Consider the following 18260-nt stretch of genomic DNA (forward strand, 5'->3'; position numbering starts at 1 on the left):
TGTTAAAGCCCTAATTTAGATAACTCTAACTCCCTCGTATTTGGCTTTTCGTCTAAAATATGATCGATATATCCTTTAATTGAATCTGAGTAGCTTGGATCTATTTTTGCTGAATGAATCAACAAAGTGTAAGCAGCTGGATAATTATCGAGGTAACCATATGCTTTACCCAGATTAAAGAACGACCAAGCATTTCCTCCTGTCATTTGAATATATCTAGTGAAAGCATGCTTAGCTTCATCCCATTTTTCTAACCGAAGCGAGCACCACCCCATCCTCTTTTGATAATCGTAATAATATTGATAATTATCAGAAAATTGCTTGACGACATCATAGCACTCTTGATATTTCTTCTGGTAGGAGTATGCGTTTGCAAGTTCCATATATAAGCCATAATACCCAGAATCAATGTGCTCCCTGGCTAAGCTTTCAGCCAACTCATATTTTTTCTTAGCGTTTGCTCTGTTTACTTTATCGGCAATAATATACCCCTTCATCTGCCGATGAGTGCTTTCAGTTATTAAACTTTCTCTCTGTGCCAACTTCAACATTTCTTCCATAGAGAAATAACTACCCCCCCATCGGGGCTTTAATCCATGCATATACGTATGCCAAAGAGGGAAATCATTTTGAGTATGTTTTACACCTTTGAGCAACAATTCAAAAGCCTCTTCTGCATTATTCCCTTTACTATATATTGATATTCCGATTGAAGTGTCATAAGCCCTAATTAAATCAGGGTCTATTTCCAGAGCTTTTACTACCAATGTATTTGCCAGCTCCAAATCAGCGTAAAGTTTTTTAAAGCTTGACTCTGACGTTTGAGAAGCCCATTTGTTACCCCGATGATATTGGCCTCTCCTATAGTAATATCTGCCCAAGGCTGAATAGGCAAAAGCGGACTCCGGAAATTCCTCGAGCCACATCTTGAGTTTGCTCTCGATCAAATCTGACTTGTGATCACTGGTAAACCAGAGCGTCCCAAACACATCTATATAAATCGCATCACTGACTTTACTAGATATATATGCCTTGTTTGCCGTTGCTTGGATATTTTCAAGTTCTTGAAATCTTTCTTCTAAAAGCAATTGCCTGTAATATCCATGCGGCATTACTTTAAATGAATCTGCTTTGGGCGCCTTTGCACATGACAATATCAATGGCAACATAATTAACAAACAAAAATTAAGCTTCACTATATTTATCCTTACTACTTTTAAAGCGCATAATTATTATAACATCTTACCGTGTGGCAACTTCCATTTATGGCTCTTAAGCAATCTACCCTGGCCTACAAACAATTAGAGCGCAAATGGTCAGAAAAACCTAGGTTATAGGTACAATAACCCAAGATAACACCCTGACTGACCGCTCCAGTTACAGATTTTATCTTTCAAAGCTACATTTCAAACTGGCTCTAACTATCATCGATGTGACGTAAATCATGAAGGGACAATCGACAGTTACATATGGAACTTATGTTACAATCAAGGGACGTTTCTGTCGATTATAATCTAATTCACTGATAATTAGTAATACAAGAGCACCAACCCATAGACACTAGCTTTATAAATACTCTTCAAGCACTACACAAAGTCATCCCTGTAGAATTTCTAAAATAAACACTTTTGTACAAGCTTCCTTTGTGTTAGCTACTAACATCTACAACTATAACTGCCTTAACAACAAAGCCTGAAATCATCATCTCATTCTCGCACGGGGAGCTTATCGAGCACTTAAAAGTACTTGAATATAATCCTCCCCAATAGATTTTTCTCACGGTGATAAGGATATCGGATAGCAGAAGATGGCATTACCGTGGATTTAAGCGTCTATTTGTTTAACCCAAAGATTACAATGTCTTGCAAGTTGTGCTCTACCCTGTAATATCACTTAGAACAAATACCAGGATTATTGTCAGTAAAATCATTATGTATCAGTTTACGTATGAGCCTACCCCTAAAAATGTCCTACTGGACCTGATGGGCGTTAACAAGCGACACGAGCTTGGAACCAGTCAGCTCAGCTTTATATCTGATGCATTTGACATTTCTATCAATAGTCTACGAGTAACATTAAATAGATTGGTGAGTACCGAATTGGTCAGCCATGATGGGCGGGGGGTGTACCGTTTAACAGAAAAAGCGATCGCCAAACGCGCTTTTATCAACCGCTGGCAACATGATACTTTTCATTATGAAACTTGGGACGGTAGTTGGCTTACTTGTCACTTACCTAAAGGAATATCACGTACGGTTCGTAGAAAGTCATTATCTGTTCTCCAATGGTATGGTTTTTCCGTAGGCCTCGATCACCTGTGGGTACGACCCAACAATCTAAAACTCGCCCATACTGAAATAATCGCTTCATTAGATACTCTTGGACTTGAGGTAGGGGCTAACTATTTTGTATTACATGAGGTTCCCGATTCATTAGTCTCTCAATGGGGTCACCAGCTATGGGATATCGAAAGGCTTGATAGCGAATATGACGATCTCGTGCGGTCCCTTGAGAACAGCCTTAAGACTCTGTCAAATAAACCTATTTATACAACATTATCAGAAACATGCCGGTTGGGTGGTGAGGCCATTCATCGCCTAGCGATTGACCCTCTACTCCCAAAGATAATAAGACCGCAAGAGAAGTACCAAGAATTGAAGAATATCGTGCGTAAGTACGATCGTGTTGGCCGTAACATTTGGCTGGAACAGTTGAAGAAGTTAGGTGTTGACTAATAATCACAACAAGGTACTCCTCAATGAATATCCCAATTAGCAAAGAAGAACTCAAACCTTTTCTACAGCGTAGTGATGCCAGAGCTTGGTGGATAGTAGCAAGCGCTTGGATTGGCATCGTTAGTATTTTTGTTATTTCAGCACTATTACCGTATTGGTACGTATATATTGCAGCAGTATTCTTGCTTGCTGGGCGTCAACAGGCCTTAGCTGCAATCATGCATGAAGCCAGTCATAAAACGCTTTTCGCAACCCGGGCCTATAATAAATTCGTTGCCAAGTGGTTATCTTCACCATTTTTATTGATGGATGGTGATACCTATATTAAGAGCCATCTAAAACATCATCGAAATGCTGGTACAGATAAAGATCCGGATCTGAAGAACTACAAAGACTATCCTGTAAGTAAAAGGAGTCTAGCGAGAAAATTCATTAGAGATTTTTTGGGAATCACTGGTTTAAAGGCAAACCTATATCTTTTTTTAAGCGGTCGAGATTTGTTGAGCAGAAATAAGAGAGTTAATTATCAGTTGACACGGGGCCTGTTTGTTAACGGTATCATGTTTGCGGCGTTGTGGGCCTCTGGCTTTCCGCAGTTGTATATCCTATGGGTAATAGCCTACTTTACAGTCTATATGGCCATCATTCGAATGCGTCAAATCGCTGAGCATGCCGGGGTTAAAGATCTCTATCATCTGGAACCAAAATATAATACACGATCGGTTCCAAGGGGAATTTTAGGATTACTCTTTGTCAGCCCCACCGATGGATTAAGCTACCATTGTGAGCATCACGCTTTTATGGGTGTGCCCACCTATAACTTAAGGGCACTCCATAAGTTTCTTAAGGCCCGCGGGTACTATGATGATGTAGAGCTGGCTGATAACTACCTTGGCGTGTTAAGGCAGGTGTTAAGATAGCAACTGAAACTGAATACTTCGCGGCAAAACAGCTTAAGATAAGTATGATACTTCCACCGTATTTTCCATACAGGCAGCAGCAAAAGCCATACTAACCTATCCGTGAAATGGTTTTTTGCTTTGCTGCAATCCAAATCCATACATTAGAGCTTCGCTTTACATATGATAAATGCCGATCGAGCACCCACTATTGCGCTTACCAGGAATATTCTGCACATCCAACAGCCAACCTAATTGCTGCCTCCGCCAATAAATGATTGGAGTTCAAGGTAGGCAGAGGGGAGTTGGAGTCACTAATTATTAGTGGTATTTCTGTACACCCAAGTATAACGGCATCACAGCCATTAGCCTTTAAACTTTGAATAACCTCTTGAAAGTAAGTTACTGAATCTGGCATCGAGACACCACAGACCAATTCTTCCATAATTAAGCGGTCTATATTGTGTACCTGCTCATTTGTAGGTCGCAGCCAAGCAAGGTTCTGCCCTTCAATTTTCTTTGGGTAAACATCACTTTCCACCAGCCATTTGGTGCCTAAAATACCAAGCTTTTGATAACCGCGAGATTTCGCACTCTCTGCTACAGCTTCAGCAATATGGAGCCAAGGTAGCGGTGATAACTCTTTTACATACTCAAACGCCTGATGAATGGTATTATCTGGACAAATTAAGAAATCAGCACCCTGCGCTTTGAGCTTTTTAGCTGAAGAAAGCATTAGGTCACCAACACCCAACAAATCGCTGTTATTCAATCGATCCACATAGTCTGCCAAAGAGTGAGTATGTATGGAGATTTCCGGGTGTGCATACTCCCCCAAAATTTTGGGGCTTTCAGTACATATTGTTCTATAGCAAAGGGCGGCCCCTTCTGCGGAGCATCCAACTATACCTATATGTTTAGGCAAGGTTTTCATATTACTAAACTTCTATCTATTAGAATTAATCCGCCACTTAGAATTGCGGCGGTCCCTTATGATACGCACTACTATCGATACTCACTTTAGAGTAACTAAACTTAAAACCCAAAGGCTATATCTCTACCGATATCAATATTCCCTTCACATAACTTTTCAGCAAAAGTAATTTTGAAGACACAGCTAATCAATGTAACGCCTATCTCAAACGCTAAAGTACGCACCTTTTGATGGGGCAAATTAATTACTTGAGTATAGCGCTATTGATATCACGCTATTAGAGCGAGATACAGTATGGTTTGAAAAAATCTGACAAGATAAACGGAAGGGATAATACTGGTTTTTTGGCTTTGTGGGCTAGGTGAGCGTAGATAAGACTTTCAGCAGGGAGGCCTTATCTACGCACTTGCTATCGAGTATGATTTTTAATCAGCGCAAGTTATCTCTCTCTTCCTTCATGCGCTTACCTATCGCTAAATGCGTCGCTGGATCAAAATGGTAATAACCTGAGAGATCATCTGTTTCATGAGCCTCAACATTGTAGGTGGTATCGAGACAATTCTGGACACCCACCAAAGTAGAAGCTTAAAGCGTCAAGTCAATTGACACAACACAGGCAGAATGATCAAAATACTGGAGTCAAAGATAAAAATCCATGACTCTTCCGCGCAGCACGCAAATCTCTCTCGATGCGACACCCTATTATCACTGTGTCTCCCGCTGTGTGCGTAGAGCGTTCCTTTGCGGTAGGGATGCTAATCCGAAAAAGACTATGAGCACCGACGCCGGTGGATTGAGGCCAGGATGCATAAGCTGGCCTCAATCTTTGCTCTCGATATCGCTGCCTATGCGGTAATGAGTAATCACACCCATATTGTGCTCTATATCGATACCTACACAGCAAACTCATGGTCCACTATCGAGATAATTGAACGCTGGCAACAACTTTTCAAAGGTTCTGCGCTAAGCAAACGTTATCTTCGCGGTGAAGCCCTGGATGCCGTCGAGCTGGAAAAACTTCAGGAGGTGACATCCCTTTGGCGCGAACGCCTGGTCGATATCAGCTGGTTTATGCGCTGCCTGAACGAGTCCATCGCCCGCCAGGCCAATGCCGAGGACAGCTGCACCGGTCGTTTCTGGGAAGGGCTTTTCAAGTCTCAGGCCTTGCTGGATGAAAGAGCCCTTGCCGCCTGCCTGGCTTACGTGGACCTCAACCCTATCCGTGCTAGTATCGCTAATCCGATTACACTTCGATCCAGCAACGCATCCACACAGCCATCTCAGGCCAGCAGCCCAAAAGCCTACTGCCGCTGGTGGGCGGAGAGCGCCGGGATATGCCTAAAGGCTTGCCTTTTCAGCTGGATCACTATTTAGAGCTGGTAGACTGGAGTGGCCGGCAGCTGCACCCTAAAAAGCGCGGCGCTATTCCCGAAAACATCCCACCTATTTTAAATCGGCTGGGTATTTCGCCAAAACACTGGCTCTACCTAAACCGCAATTTTGAAAGCCGCTTTAAACGCTTGGTGGGCTCGGCGGAAGCGGTACGCCAGGTCTGTGCGCAGCAAAATAAACGCTGGGTACACGGGCTGCCCGATTGCCAGCGCTTTCTTTGCCCCGCCCCCTGCTAGATTACAGAAATCCGCTTATCAGCTGCCCCTAGATTCCATCGCTCCCGACTCTACACCCCACCTGATTCCCTATGGACTCCCAAAATGATCTTTTAACGTCAAATTGCCATCTATTTTGAGACAGATATACCGGCTACCAAGTGGTGGCGAAAAAATTCTTGTCTAGCTTCCGACTCTCCATTCTTTGGATGTTCTTTGGATGTCCTGGATTAATTTCTCTGGATTAATTTCTAATTCCTGGATTAATTTGAGGAATTATTCAGAGACTCACTAGATTCAATGAACTGCTATACGCACGAGATATACAACTTGGATATAGGAAGATTCTCATCATCAATTAATGCACATTCCAGATTTCAGAGCCCACATATCAATAAAATATTGATAGCTATTTACATACCATCAACTCAGATTTTTATTGAGCGCAGAAAGTACTACTCGGGTTGTGGCTGAAACCTCTTGTTTAGCACAATAGCCATATCTTTTGACAAGTTCGAGATAGACGGCAATAGATAAAGGAAAGAGGAAATAATAAACACAAATCCAGCAATAGACCACGCAATAGAAATACTAAAATAATGAGCTGTATACCCTGCCACTAAAGCCCCTGCCGTCGCACCCCCTTGTGCAATTAAAGATTTCACCGATAGCATTGTTGATCTTCTAGATTCTGGAATTTTCTCGTGAAACATTGCCGATCCTGGAGCCATCGAAATCCCAACAACAACATGCAATAGTAAATATACAACTATAAAACCATACAAATCACTTTGAATTGCAAATATAAAAAATAGTAGTCCTGTACAGAACTCAAGCACCAATAGCATATTCGAATAATTATTTTTAAAAACTCTTGACAAGGGAATGGAGCATCCCTGCCCTACCGCCATACAAACATAATTTAACGCAAATAGAATACCAAACAACCAAAGACTTTCCTTGCTGTCGACTAAAGTAGAAAGCATTGGCTGCCAAAGTTGCTCTAAACTAATGAACGCGACCCCGCTTATGAAGTCAATTAATAAAAGTGGTTTAAAGACTGGATTCTCAACAATCACATCAAAAGCACTCTTAATGGTACTGTGAACCTCGCGGAAAAAATTCGAACCAACTGGCTCCCCCATAGAATCTGATTCACCAACAAAATAGAAAGTACAAAGCATATGTATTAATATTAAAGGAACAAGAAAGACAAAACCCACCTCATAAAACCCTATAAAATCGTAGCTATCACTTACAAATGAAAACCATACTGGGATAAGTCCTGAAAATACTGCCCCAACAGCTAAGCCAATCATCTGGAAAATATTTACTGAAGCTTGGGCTTCCATCAAGTTTGTTTCACCATCTCTAGAAACCACTTTAAACTGCTCAACAAAAAGTGCATCAATAGTTCCAGAGAAAAGAGCTATAGACAATCCATTAAGAATCATAAATACAATCAATTCCGCAAAGCTAGACGACCACCAAAAACCTATCACTACAAACAGTAGAACCAGCTCGCCAGCTATAAAGGTCTTTTTTCTCCCGTATCTATCAGCAAGCGCTCCAAACGGGACCTCTAAAGCAACAGTGGATATTGTTGCTACTGCCAACAATATACCCATTTCATGAAGCTCGATTCCTTTACTCATAAACAACAAGAATATAATCGGAGCAATCATCCCACTTATAGCTGATATTCCAGCCTGAACAAGACCAAACTTAATTATTAAAGCATGTACCGACCTGCTCATCTTTATCACCATTCCTGGTTGAAACGCCGCCATCGCATAGCAATAAATTATGGCTATGCCTAGCTAAAATTCATACTCTAACCTACTGTGATGGGTCAGCACGATTACATACAAGTACAATTACAACCTCACGAATCCATGTTAGGTATTAAGGGTTGCGATTAGATCAATTCACAAATGATATTCATAACTTTCTATTAGGATAGAAACTATTAACTCTTCACACCTAGGAAGTGAGGATTCCTAAAATACAACTCACGAGATGTTAAAGATCAATTTGCCCCTTGTGATTCAATACTCCAACGCTCACAGTATCAACTTGAATATCTGAAGAGGGTGAGTAATTCGAAAATTTTTAACAAAATTCCCATATGTCATTCGCCTCCAGTTGTAGAAGTAAATAATTAGCCGCATATATAAAGATTAAACTCTAGTCGGGCTGTGCGTTTTCACAAAATAAAGTAAAGCTTGTTTTGCTTCGCTACGAGTAGTAAGTGCCATTAATCAGGGAAAATTCTACTGGTAGCACTACCACCTTTCCCGGTCCAGAAAAAGGCAGCGATGAGTTGAAGGAATTGTAATAATGTGAGGAATGAACGACTTAAATTAGGTCTTAGGTACCTCGCTTGGCCTAGGCAAAGCGATATACCAAAGCAAGGCAACCTGAGAGTATATTGGAGTTAACTTGTAAGCCTTTAAGGCAAAGCCAGAGCGGATAAAACCTTAAGAATGATGGTTTTATCCACTACTTAACCCCTGTAAATGAGCCCTAAATCAATGTAAGTTATCCATCTCTTCTTTCATTCTCTTACCTATCGCTAAATGCGCCGCTGGATCAAAATGGTAATAACCTGAGAGATCATCTGTTTCATGAGCCTCAACATTATAGAGGTTGTCTGCAACAGACTGTTGGGCAGACTGGATAGCTCCACTGGCATCACCATAGTGGCTTTTAGCAATAACAATGGGCAAGTCATAATCATTTAGCGCTTCCCGTAGGCCATTCACCAGACAGGTCAAATTCGCCTCATAGTTGTTTTCATTTACACTTTGCCCTCCATCATTCCAACCCTGGAACCAGATAAAACTATCGATTTCAATCGACTTATTTTCATACTGCGGAAAGTAACCAGCCAAGACTTCAGGGTCGCGCAAGGCCTCAATCTTCTCCAACATCGCAGTGTAAAGAGACTCCTGATTTTCCTCATCTTGGGTCCACTCATTAGCGGCGGAGTCATGGCAGCCAGGGACCTTCCAGTCAACTCTCAAGTCAGTACCACCCTGAACCACTTTTAAAAGTAACAGATCGTTCTCAGTCTCTTCACCGAGATAGTGCCCTAAAGTGAGCTCTGGTCCATAGCGGTTAGTAGACACGCCGTAATTGGGGAACAATTCACCATGGCGCTCAGAGAAGGAGAGAGAACCGGTATCATTCAATGAACCCTGATACTGCAGTACAGTAATATCGTCTCGTGTACCTTCAAGAGCTGCGTCCAGGTGACCATCAGTATAAATCTCAGCTACCTCCATAGCAGTACTCATTTGCATCCAGGCATCGTAGTTGTACCCATAGGAGCCATCGCTAGAAGAGAAGTAATATCTACTGATGGTGGCAAAGAGTCGGTCAGTCAGATCAAAGTTACGGCTATCGCAGGTTTCACCTGTATGGGAGTCGAGACTGCCTGCACGGCAGAGGAATTGCCCGAGCTTCTGCACCACAGGATCTTCGTTATCATCGCTAAGTCTCTGGTTATAATCGGCTAGCGAATCACTATTATTGATAAACTGCTCTGTTATCTGGTCATCACTAATCGCCGTAGAACCACAGTCGACATCGCCGTAGGTGTAATCTGCATTGGCATGGCAAATCAGCTCTTGCAAGCGATCTAACCGGGTGTTGTTGCCTTCCATATTGGACTGGCCTGCCATAACCACAACTTTTACAACATCCTCATCTGAAGTATCACCCACTGGATCGGTATTTACGTCGCCACCAGATGGATAGATAGCAAAATCATAATCATAAAACTCAAAATCCCTGAAGGTGTCAGGAGTTGTGACTACGAGAGCATAGAGTTCATGATTGGCAGGTACCGGTACTACGGTACTTGAATCTTCCCCGGAGCTATCAATATCAAATGGATAATAACTACGAGAGCCGGTAGATGGGTTGTAAACCACTGCACGACCACGGAAGTCCGCATGAGCTGGGTTATTTTCAGCATCAACCCTAACCGCAATGGTGTAGTTACTGTCTTCAGTAATACCTTCTACCTTAAAGGCATTAAAAGCCCAAGAGCCTGGTACAAAACCGGTATCCATATCAGTCCAGCTGTTACCCGTCCCTTCCTGGTCAAATGTTTGAGTGTACTTATTATCGTGGGTGCTGGCATCAGGGTGCTCACTCAACATTCGACTCAAAGAGGCCGCCTCCGACACCTGGTAGGCCTCACTCTCAACCATATCCCAGGTCGTGATTTGTGCGGCAAAATCTGCAAACAGGGCCTTCATGTCGTGCCCTTGGGCTGTTAGATAAGCATCGGCTGCTTCCAGGTCGTTAAGTCCATCCCTGGAGTCACGGAATACCCCCCCCATCAGGTCCTTACTCACAGCATAATTAGTCAGCCAAGACCAGAAAATATAAGCGCCGTATTGATGCCCACCTTTAAAGTCATAACCATATTGGTGATCGACGGGAGAGTCTTGAATGGCCCAAAGGGTAATATGTGGGTGGAGGGTGTAGTAACCCAGCAAGCTATCTTTAACGCCCGGGATATTGTGATCCGCGCCCCAGCTTGCGGAGGATTCCAGGGTGTACTTACCACTGGACTCACCTGTAACCCTGTTTAGCTTACCCTGATAGGAGTGGAAGTTCTCATGCATCCAGTGCTGAGCGTTAGATTGGGTAAGCGGGTTATCCTCCAGGGTGTAATTCTTAACGAACGTATTACTGATTGAGTCATTGAGTTCTAAATCACGGGTGGAACCTTCATCACTGAAGTAAGTGCAAAGCTCGCCTTTTCCATACATGCCGGCTTCAAAGATATTCCTTTCCCATACCCGCTCTTGAGCCACAATATAATGCTCAAAATTAGCCATGGTTTTGTCGGTATCATCCGACCACCATTGGCACTGGTACGTTGAACAAAGATAGTTGTTGTAACCATCATAGGGGCTGGTAGCAATCATGGATTCATTGCACTTACTGCCACCCAGGTCCATGACTTCATCGTATGTCAGCACACGCTCATAGAGTCGCGCATCCCAGATTTTTCCCGCAAAGGGCCCAAATTGCAGCATGTCGCCCAAGTAAGGATAGCTATCACCATCAACAGATATCGAAGAAGAAGCTTCACCGTTTACGTACACGGTTAACGTGCCATTGTCCACCGTAACTGCGACATGATTACAGCTACGGGTTTTTAAAGTACTTTCTGCGTTAGAAAACTGCTGGCTGTCTTGGCCACCCAATTGCCCTACAACAACATCATCACTGATGCCTATATAAAAGCTGCCGGAGTTATTATCACCATTAGGATCAGCAATTGATCTCACCATCACTTCATCGCCTTCAGTACTATCCGGGATGAACTTAAAAGACAAGCTAAAATGCGCGAGGCCATCTTTCTCAGGAAGAGCCACCGTCATGTCTGCATTATTAAAGTCGTTGCGACTGACAAACATTGTGCGCCCTTCTACATCTGGATCCGAAGATGCACTTTCTGTTAGCGCAGTGCCCTCAACAATCACAGAATTTCCACCCGCTACATCACGGAATTCCAAGTGAGACGGAACATGCACCAGAAGGCTGTCAGCTGGTCCATCCAGGAAATCGCTGGCACAATCATTTGCCGCAACTTCAATAGTAACTGTCGCAATATTACTAGCACCACTACTATCTGACGCTAGATATGAGAAGCTATCAGTACCCGTAAAGTCTGTTGCAGGGAGGTACTCCCAGCGACGCCCACTTCCTGTTAAAGTGCCATGCGCCGGCTCCGACTGAATAGAATATTCTAGAGAATCCAGATCTTCATCATACGCAGCAAGAAATATAGATTTTGCAAGTCGGCCGTGTGCGGCCATCTGTACCAACTGATCATTGGCAATGGGTAAAGTGTTAGAATCATCACCTTCATCCGGGGTATCTACCACTCCCCCACCCGAATTTCCACCGCCCGAGTTATCACCGCCAGTGTTCTCTTGCGGTGTCGTCTCATCGTTACTACTACCTCCCCCACAGCCAAAAAGTAGTGCACTCAATAGTAGTAAAAGCGGAGCCTTCAATATTTTTTTTGATTGAAGATTTTCATTAGCATTTATAAACATTAGTAGTCATTTAAAGAGCTGAAATTAACCAGAAATTTTAGAGAGATATAAAAACAAATGCCGTGAACCAGTTCTTTGATTTATTCTTTGATCTTAAAGTGATTTTTCAAGCAAAGGATCTGGCCTGGATGTGAATATGAGACCATGTGCTCCAATTCAGCAAACATAACCAAACTATGCGACTGCCCTTCAATATTCGCTTGCTATATCACAGAAATCTATAAAATTAACATCGCTCATGAGCAACTGCTCGGCAATTGCTCGATTAAGTAGATAACTTTAATCTGTTGAAATTTGAGAAAACTCATCAATAAACAAGCGAATAGACAAAGTTACCAGCGCTAATCTAGTGATTTAGGGGCTATAAATTGACCTCAAGTAATAGCTGCAATTCTTAATATTACAAGCAAATCACTTGCAGCCCCACAAAGAACCCTTTCGGTGACTGCCCAGCTCGACTCATTCTTGGTCTACTATCCAAGCAACCCGTCACAAATCTAACCTGCTCGCCTGTTACATCGTTAAAGCCAGTACTCTATGGGAAATATGGTTGAATGAGGCCGCTAGCATTTGCATTAACCACCCTGTCTAAATGAGTGAGCGGATAAATTAAACGTCAGCTTTCAAACCTTCCGCAATCGTTTCATGGCAAGCGAATTCAAGACCACTACCGAATGGTAATACTTTGGATTATATCTCTGATAACTGAGGCTCTCTTTCCAGTAACGTTTATTATCCAAAATCAAGATAAACTATCATTCATAATCATCTAAATACCAAATAGTCAATTAGATAAGCTATCACAGTATAGGGTAGATTATACGCCATGAATCAAAGGTCCAACAAAGAGACAAATATAGAGTACACCCTGGCATTAGTTGCCGGCTTTTCTGAAGCTGTATGCATTTTGGGTTTATTCGGAAGCTTTACAACTTTTATTACCGGCACAATTGTTCTCGCCATCACCGATTTTGCAAGCAACAATCCAAACTACATCACAAAAACTTTTATCCTCTTCGCCTTTATCCTTCTTCAAATATTTTGGATTTATTTCATCAGAAGATTACATTTACAAAAGAGAAACCCAGCAACTATCATGCTATTTTTAGAGAGTGGACTAATGCTACTATTTTTTGTCAGCGGCAGCTATATAGGAAAACTTTCATCTCCCTATGCTGCAAATACCTTCATCATCTCTTTTTTTGCAATTGCAACCATGTCTCTTCACAGTACAATATTCTTCAGGGTACTTAATAAGAAGGCGCCTACACACTTTATGACAGGAAACTCTACTAATCTTTTCGCTGCTGCTTTCGAAATGCTGGATAACTATCGTGTTGACAAAAGCACGAACGCTCCGCCCTATCCTAAGGCTTCTCGTAGAGCTAAGTACTATTTGGGGGTAATTATGGGGTTTATAACTGGTGTAATTCTTGGCACTATTGGATATAAAATTTGGGGGTTCCTCTCTCTTGCATTACCCGTAGTCATGACACTGTTCACAGCTGTATCGACTCAACGACACGACCCTCCTCCCGCGACCGATTCTTGATATTAATGAATATGAAGCTCACTTTAAGATATCAAACAAAGGGCTAGGATCTACGTGTAATTCAGTATGGGAATGCTCATCTAAACTACTATCGGTTGTGCTTAAGCCTAGACGGAAGCATGCTTCCTCAGAACACCATAGCCTCGAATACCCTGCTTATTATATTCTGTATAGATACGCAAAAAAATCCGCACTAATTTTTAACAGGTAAATCCAAAAGGCCAGTCCACACAAAAATTCAATCCACCGTATATCTTACCGTTGTGGTAACTCAGAAATCGTTACGTAAAACGACCTTTTTTAGTACAAGCCTTTATCATAAACAATCCATAAGAAAGCACTGTACATGAGCTCTTACTTTTTACTCAAAAAACACAGCTATGTAGCTCGCCATAACTTCATCTGCTCTAAATAGTCACCTCACAATGAAATATCCGTATTAAACAAGCCTTCATCAAATACAATTATTTAGTCTAAACTGACATCTCCCCTTGCACATGTCACAATTAATTGAATACCATGATCCCTAGTGTTAGGAGATAGCCTTCGCTATGTTGAAATAAAAGCCCCGCATCAGTTAAACCAAACTCCTTCATTGGATAGAGCCCCCCCGTTTACCACCCCCGCTGGTGACTGACAAAAATTATTGATCAGGAATCTTGTTCCAACAATTTCTTTTGCGGAACTTTGAGCGTACTCATATATTGTTCCAATAGCGCCTGGAAAGGATTCCCTGTCTAAAGGGATCTCTATATCATGGCAGCAGGCCATTGCAGTGTCAGTTATCCGTATTTCTTTCGTAACATCAAGCCTCTCTAAACACGCCAGAAGACCTACTCACCGATGGATAAGTAGCACCCCGCATCACTCAGCCCGCCCCAGCAGAGCCACCTCAACCGCTTTGAAAGTGCCAAACTGTTAAAGGGTGAATACAAATGAACATCCCAAACCAAGTCCAATTATTTGGTTGCAAATGAAACCCTCGCCCTATTCTTGATGGCAAAGTAGGATAGGTACTCCGCCTGCAGGTGCAGCGCGGCACTAAGGAATAGAGAAACCAGAAGACGCCATGACCACACAGCAGTTCGACGACTTAAATGTTGTCTCCCAGGAAGTACTGATCAGCCCGGAGACGCTGAAAGCAGAACTCCCCATTAGCGATGCCGCCGAGGCGACTGTCGCTGGAGGACGCGCCGCCGTGCGCGACATCCTAGATCGCAAAGACCACCGCCTGATGGTGGTAATCGGGCCATGCTCCGTTCACGATGTGAACGCCGCAATGGATTATGCCAAGCGCTTGAAGGCGATAGCGGGCAAGGTTTCCGATACCCTGCTAATTGTAATGCGCGTCTATTTTGAGAAGCCCCGCACCACTGTTGGCTGGAAGGGCTTGATCAACGACCCTCACTTGAACGACTCCTTCAAGATTGAGGAGGGGCTGCATATTGGCCGCAAGCTGCTATTGGATGTTGCCGAGCTAGGACTGCCTACTGCAACAGAAGCACTAGACCCAATCTCCCCTCAGTACCTGCAGGACCTAATTTCATGGTCTGCCATTGGCGCGCGAACCACAGAGTCACAGACTCACCGGGAAATGGCCAGCGGCCTATCCTCTGCCGTGGGCTTCAAGAATGGTACCGATGGTGGCCTGGAGGTGGCTATCAATGCCCTGCAATCAGTCGCCAACCCCCATCGTTTCCTCGGCATCAATAAGCACGGTCAAGTTGCGATTATCCACACCGCAGGAAACCCATACGGTCACGTTGTACTTCGCGGGGGCAATGACAAGCCAAATTACGACTCAGTGAGTGTTGCAATGTGCGAGCAGGAGCTGCGTAAGTCCAATATCGTGCCAAACATTATGGTCGACTGCAGTCATGCCAACTCCAATAAAAACCACGAATTACAGCCCCTGGTGGTCGACAATGTGACTCACCAAATCCTCGATGGCAATCAGTCGATTATTGGCATTATGGTGGAAAGTAACCTGAAAGCCGGCAACCAGAAAATTCTGCCAAACCTGAGCGATATGGAGTATGGCGTTTCGGTAACCGATAAATGTATTGATTGGGAAACTACTGAGTCCCTGCTGTTAGGCATGGCCGAACAGCTGCGCGAGCCCCTTAAAGCACGCTCCTCTTAGATCTCCCCCTGGAGAGGCCCATAGCGGGCCTCTTTCCTGCCGAAAAGATAACCGCCACAGCTTGATCTCCCTACAAATTACGCTATTCACTTGATAAAGACCCTACAAAAAGAGTACTTTTGCCCTGCCGTAACAGATAGCTGTCGTATGCTTCCTTCAATCAGCTAAATAAAAATAAGCGGCCTACTAGATTGAGGTTGAAATCTGGCACCTAATTTTTTCATTTATGGGAAATAGGAAAGCAGCACATATGGAACTGCAGTCCAACAAAGTACCAATCTATATCTTTGGTGGGTTTACTCTAACCTGGCTACTTGTCAGCCTAAGTTTTGCTCTCGATGGGGGCTCCACCATCTCCTGGCTGGCCACCGCTCTCTGCACTCTTCTCGCAGTAATCACATTCTCATTTCGGGCAACACATTACATCGATGGAGAATCAAAAAGCTATGTTTCCAAGAGACAAGCCCTCTGGCATAGCTGGACCGAGAGGCAATCGCTAGCGGCGTTCAAGGGGGTTAAGGTTGTCTCCTACTCACCCCATACCACAGACCGTAAAAGTAGCCACTCCAGCTGGCAGGTAATATTGGTCCCCCGCCAAAGTAACGGTAGCAATAGTATCCAGGCGCAGGCCTTCCACTCCAAGAATGATGCACTGGCCTACGCGCATGAACTCGCGCTCTTTACCGCGCTCCCCCTACTGGACTAAAGAGCCAGTACTCTTAAGGCACAAGTGGGGATATAGCCCTTCTCACCCTAACCTCCTTTGTTAAAGCTGTTACCACCCAACTCCGCAGGGGTGCACAAGTCAACTCTACTCGACCCTCCAGTCGAGACAAAAAAACAGAGGAGCCTCGAAATGGACCCAATTCAATGGAAAATGTCGAGTTCTACCATCGTTCGCAAGTTGGACGAGGATGCACACCAAGTAACCTTCCCTCCCCCTCATCTCGATAAGGTGAAACAAGGCGAGCTGCTGAAGTTTCACGCTCATATTAATGTCGAACAAATGCCTGAGGGGCATCACCTAAAAAAAGCCACCATATTTTCCAACGTTCCTAATGGTGGAACATGGGAGCTTATCTGTGATGAAGGCACAGCCGTCGGCGGTAGAGGCAGCGCTCCATCTCCAATTATGTACTTCTCTGCAGGGCTAGCCCTTTGCATGATGTCTCACATCGAAATGCTGGCTAAACTTGGCGGGATCAAATTAAAAAGTGTAAGGCTAGAGCAAAAAACTGAGTTCTCAACCACTTTGAATTTTGGGGGTATCAAACCGGAAGAAGTCTTTGGCAAGGGGGATAGAGTGGAAATACATTTGATTGTTGAAAGTGATGAGCCAGAAGAAAAACTTGTAAAATTTATGCATTGTTGCCGGCAGGCCTGTATGTCACTTCAAACCGTTTCCAGTGCTACACCCGTTGATACCCAGCTCTTTATCAATAGTAAAGCGATTGAGTTCAATTGAATACCCTGGGATGGCCTCACAGACCAAGAGGCCATAGCCTAATAGCGCTTGTTACTAATCGTTTTCTACATCCTCAATCCGGGCTTTAGATAAGGCAGAAGCGACAAGACCTGTCGGAATTGCAACCACCCCCAAACCAATCAAAAGCACAAAGAAAGTAAATATTCTCCCACCGAGAGTAACTGGATACATGTCACCATAACCCACAGTGGTTAAGGTTGTAACTGCCCACCACAAACTGTGAAAGATAGATTTAAATTGTTCCGGCTGAGCAGCGCTCTCAAAATAATAGATACCTACAGATGACAAATAAAGCAAGATCAGAGCTGTTACTCCAAACAATACCAGTTCCTCTTTAACCATACTAAATGCACGGCTAAATCGAGCAACTGCCTTACTGTAGCGCAATAGCTTTAAAACCCTAAACACTTGAAATAAGCGAACAATTCTAAGCGCCCTTAAATCCATTCCTGAGGCTATATAAAATGGCAAGAACGCCATAAGATCAATCAAACCATAAAAACTGAAGATAAAGCCTAATCTATTTTTCGCCGCGTACACGCGACATATATATTCCAAAGTAAACACAATCACTGAGAACAACTCGAAGTGATCCAATACAGCTCTCTGTTCTGGTGTTAAATCAGGGATAGTACCCACAGAAAAAGAAATTAGCGATACAACTATCAGACACTGAATAAATATGGAAAAAAATCGCCCCTCTTTGCTCTCATAATTATCAACTAGCTTTCTAATTCCCTGTTCCACACAATCACCCAGCTCGTATCATATTGAATATATACCGCATTTTAACACTACCTACTAATGCACATGCATAT

Annotated in this window: 13 protein-coding genes; 8 read left to right on the forward strand and 5 right to left on the reverse strand. The window is 43.3% G+C overall.

The window, feature by feature from the left end:
* Positions 1-2: 2 nt before the first annotated feature.
* Positions 3-1196, reverse strand: coding sequence for a tetratricopeptide repeat protein (locus ACJJIR_RS11825; RefSeq protein WP_444905488.1), 1194 nt, complete (start codon positions 1194-1196; stop codon positions 3-5).
* Positions 1197-1931: 735 nt separating this feature from the next.
* On the opposite strand from ACJJIR_RS11825, the gene ACJJIR_RS11830 reads away from it, so the two are divergent.
* Positions 1932-2735, forward strand: a complete 804-nt coding sequence (locus tag ACJJIR_RS11830; RefSeq protein ID WP_444905489.1) for a hypothetical protein — start codon at positions 1932-1934, stop codon at positions 2733-2735.
* A 23-nt stretch (positions 2736-2758) separates the two neighbouring features.
* The gene (locus tag ACJJIR_RS11835) at positions 2759-3655 is read left to right on the forward strand and encodes a fatty acid desaturase family protein (protein WP_444905490.1); all 897 of its coding nucleotides are present in this window, start codon (positions 2759-2761) and stop codon (positions 3653-3655) included.
* 196 nt (positions 3656-3851) lie between these two features.
* Here ACJJIR_RS11835 and ACJJIR_RS11840 read toward each other — a convergent pair whose 3' ends face one another.
* Entirely contained in the window at positions 3852-4568 is a 717-nt protein-coding gene (locus tag ACJJIR_RS11840; RefSeq protein WP_444905491.1) for an aspartate/glutamate racemase family protein, read from the reverse strand.
* An 804-nt stretch (positions 4569-5372) separates the two neighbouring features.
* Between ACJJIR_RS11840 and ACJJIR_RS11845 the strand changes: the two genes are divergently transcribed.
* Both ACJJIR_RS11845 and ACJJIR_RS11850 read left to right on the forward strand, forming a co-directional pair.
* Positions 5373-5942 (forward strand): nitrogen fixation protein NifB, encoded by a 570-nt coding sequence (locus tag ACJJIR_RS11845; RefSeq protein ID WP_444897541.1) that lies wholly within the window; start codon positions 5373-5375, stop codon positions 5940-5942.
* Positions 5903-6196: a hypothetical protein gene (locus ACJJIR_RS11850; RefSeq protein WP_444897542.1), complete on the forward strand. Its 294-nt coding sequence runs from the start codon at positions 5903-5905 to the stop codon at positions 6194-6196. The genes ACJJIR_RS11845 and ACJJIR_RS11850 overlap by 40 nt, the downstream gene beginning before the upstream one ends.
* Positions 6197-6630: 434 nt before the next feature.
* On the opposite strand, the gene ACJJIR_RS11855 is transcribed toward ACJJIR_RS11850, so the two are convergent.
* Entirely contained in the window at positions 6631-7932 is a 1302-nt protein-coding gene (locus tag ACJJIR_RS11855; RefSeq protein WP_444897543.1) for an MFS transporter, read from the reverse strand.
* Between the two features lie 774 nt (positions 7933-8706).
* Complete coding sequence (locus ACJJIR_RS11860; protein ID WP_444905492.1) at positions 8707-12261, reverse strand: sialate O-acetylesterase; 3555 nt, start codon at positions 12259-12261, stop codon at positions 8707-8709.
* Between the two features lie 826 nt (positions 12262-13087).
* Here ACJJIR_RS11860 and ACJJIR_RS11865 point away from each other — a divergent pair.
* The 4 genes from ACJJIR_RS11865 (at position 13088) to ACJJIR_RS11880 (ending at position 17421) form a co-directional block, all read left to right on the forward strand.
* The gene (locus ACJJIR_RS11865; protein ID WP_444905493.1) at positions 13088-13813 is read left to right on the forward strand and encodes a YoaK family protein; all 726 of its coding nucleotides are present in this window, start codon (positions 13088-13090) and stop codon (positions 13811-13813) included.
* A 1069-nt stretch (positions 13814-14882) separates the two neighbouring features.
* A complete protein-coding gene (locus tag ACJJIR_RS11870) occupies positions 14883-15956 on the forward strand; it encodes a 3-deoxy-7-phosphoheptulonate synthase (RefSeq protein ID WP_444905494.1) in 1074 nt (357 codons plus the stop codon).
* Between the two features lie 250 nt (positions 15957-16206).
* Positions 16207-16662, forward strand: coding sequence for a hypothetical protein (locus tag ACJJIR_RS11875; RefSeq protein WP_444905495.1), 456 nt, complete (start codon positions 16207-16209; stop codon positions 16660-16662).
* 150 nt (positions 16663-16812) lie between these two features.
* Positions 16813-17421, forward strand: a complete 609-nt coding sequence (locus ACJJIR_RS11880; protein ID WP_444905496.1) for an OsmC-related (seleno)protein — start codon at positions 16813-16815, stop codon at positions 17419-17421.
* A gap of 54 nt (positions 17422-17475) precedes the next feature.
* Here the strand turns inward: ACJJIR_RS11880 and ACJJIR_RS11885 are convergent, their stop codons facing one another.
* The gene (locus tag ACJJIR_RS11885) at positions 17476-18189 is read right to left on the reverse strand and encodes an ion transporter (RefSeq protein ID WP_444897547.1); all 714 of its coding nucleotides are present in this window, start codon (positions 18187-18189) and stop codon (positions 17476-17478) included.
* Between the last annotated feature and the right edge of the window lie 71 nt (positions 18190-18260).

It is taken from the genome of Microbulbifer maximicatervae (SeqCode) (genome assembly GCF_052467385.1).

Coding starts and splice junctions, on each gene's coding strand:
- ACJJIR_RS11855 (WP_444897543.1), bottom strand. CDS start 7,932: ATGAGCAGGTCGGTACATGCTTTAATAATTAAGTTTGGTCTTGTTCAG.
- ACJJIR_RS11875 (WP_444905495.1), top strand. CDS start 16,207: ATGGAACTGCAGTCCAACAAAGTACCAATCTATATCTTTGGTGGGTTT.
- ACJJIR_RS11850 (WP_444897542.1), top strand. CDS start 5,903: ATGCCTAAAGGCTTGCCTTTTCAGCTGGATCACTATTTAGAGCTGGTA.
- ACJJIR_RS11840 (WP_444905491.1), bottom strand. CDS start 4,568: ATGAAAACCTTGCCTAAACATATAGGTATAGTTGGATGCTCCGCAGAA.
- ACJJIR_RS11880 (WP_444905496.1), top strand. CDS start 16,813: ATGGACCCAATTCAATGGAAAATGTCGAGTTCTACCATCGTTCGCAAG.
- ACJJIR_RS11870 (WP_444905494.1), top strand. CDS start 14,883: ATGACCACACAGCAGTTCGACGACTTAAATGTTGTCTCCCAGGAAGTA.
- ACJJIR_RS11830 (WP_444905489.1), top strand. CDS start 1,932: ATGTATCAGTTTACGTATGAGCCTACCCCTAAAAATGTCCTACTGGAC.
- ACJJIR_RS11835 (WP_444905490.1), top strand. CDS start 2,759: ATGAATATCCCAATTAGCAAAGAAGAACTCAAACCTTTTCTACAGCGT.
- ACJJIR_RS11845 (WP_444897541.1), top strand. CDS start 5,373: ATGCATAAGCTGGCCTCAATCTTTGCTCTCGATATCGCTGCCTATGCG.
- ACJJIR_RS11865 (WP_444905493.1), top strand. CDS start 13,088: ATGAATCAAAGGTCCAACAAAGAGACAAATATAGAGTACACCCTGGCA.
- ACJJIR_RS11860 (WP_444905492.1), bottom strand. CDS start 12,261: ATGTTTATAAATGCTAATGAAAATCTTCAATCAAAAAAAATATTGAAG.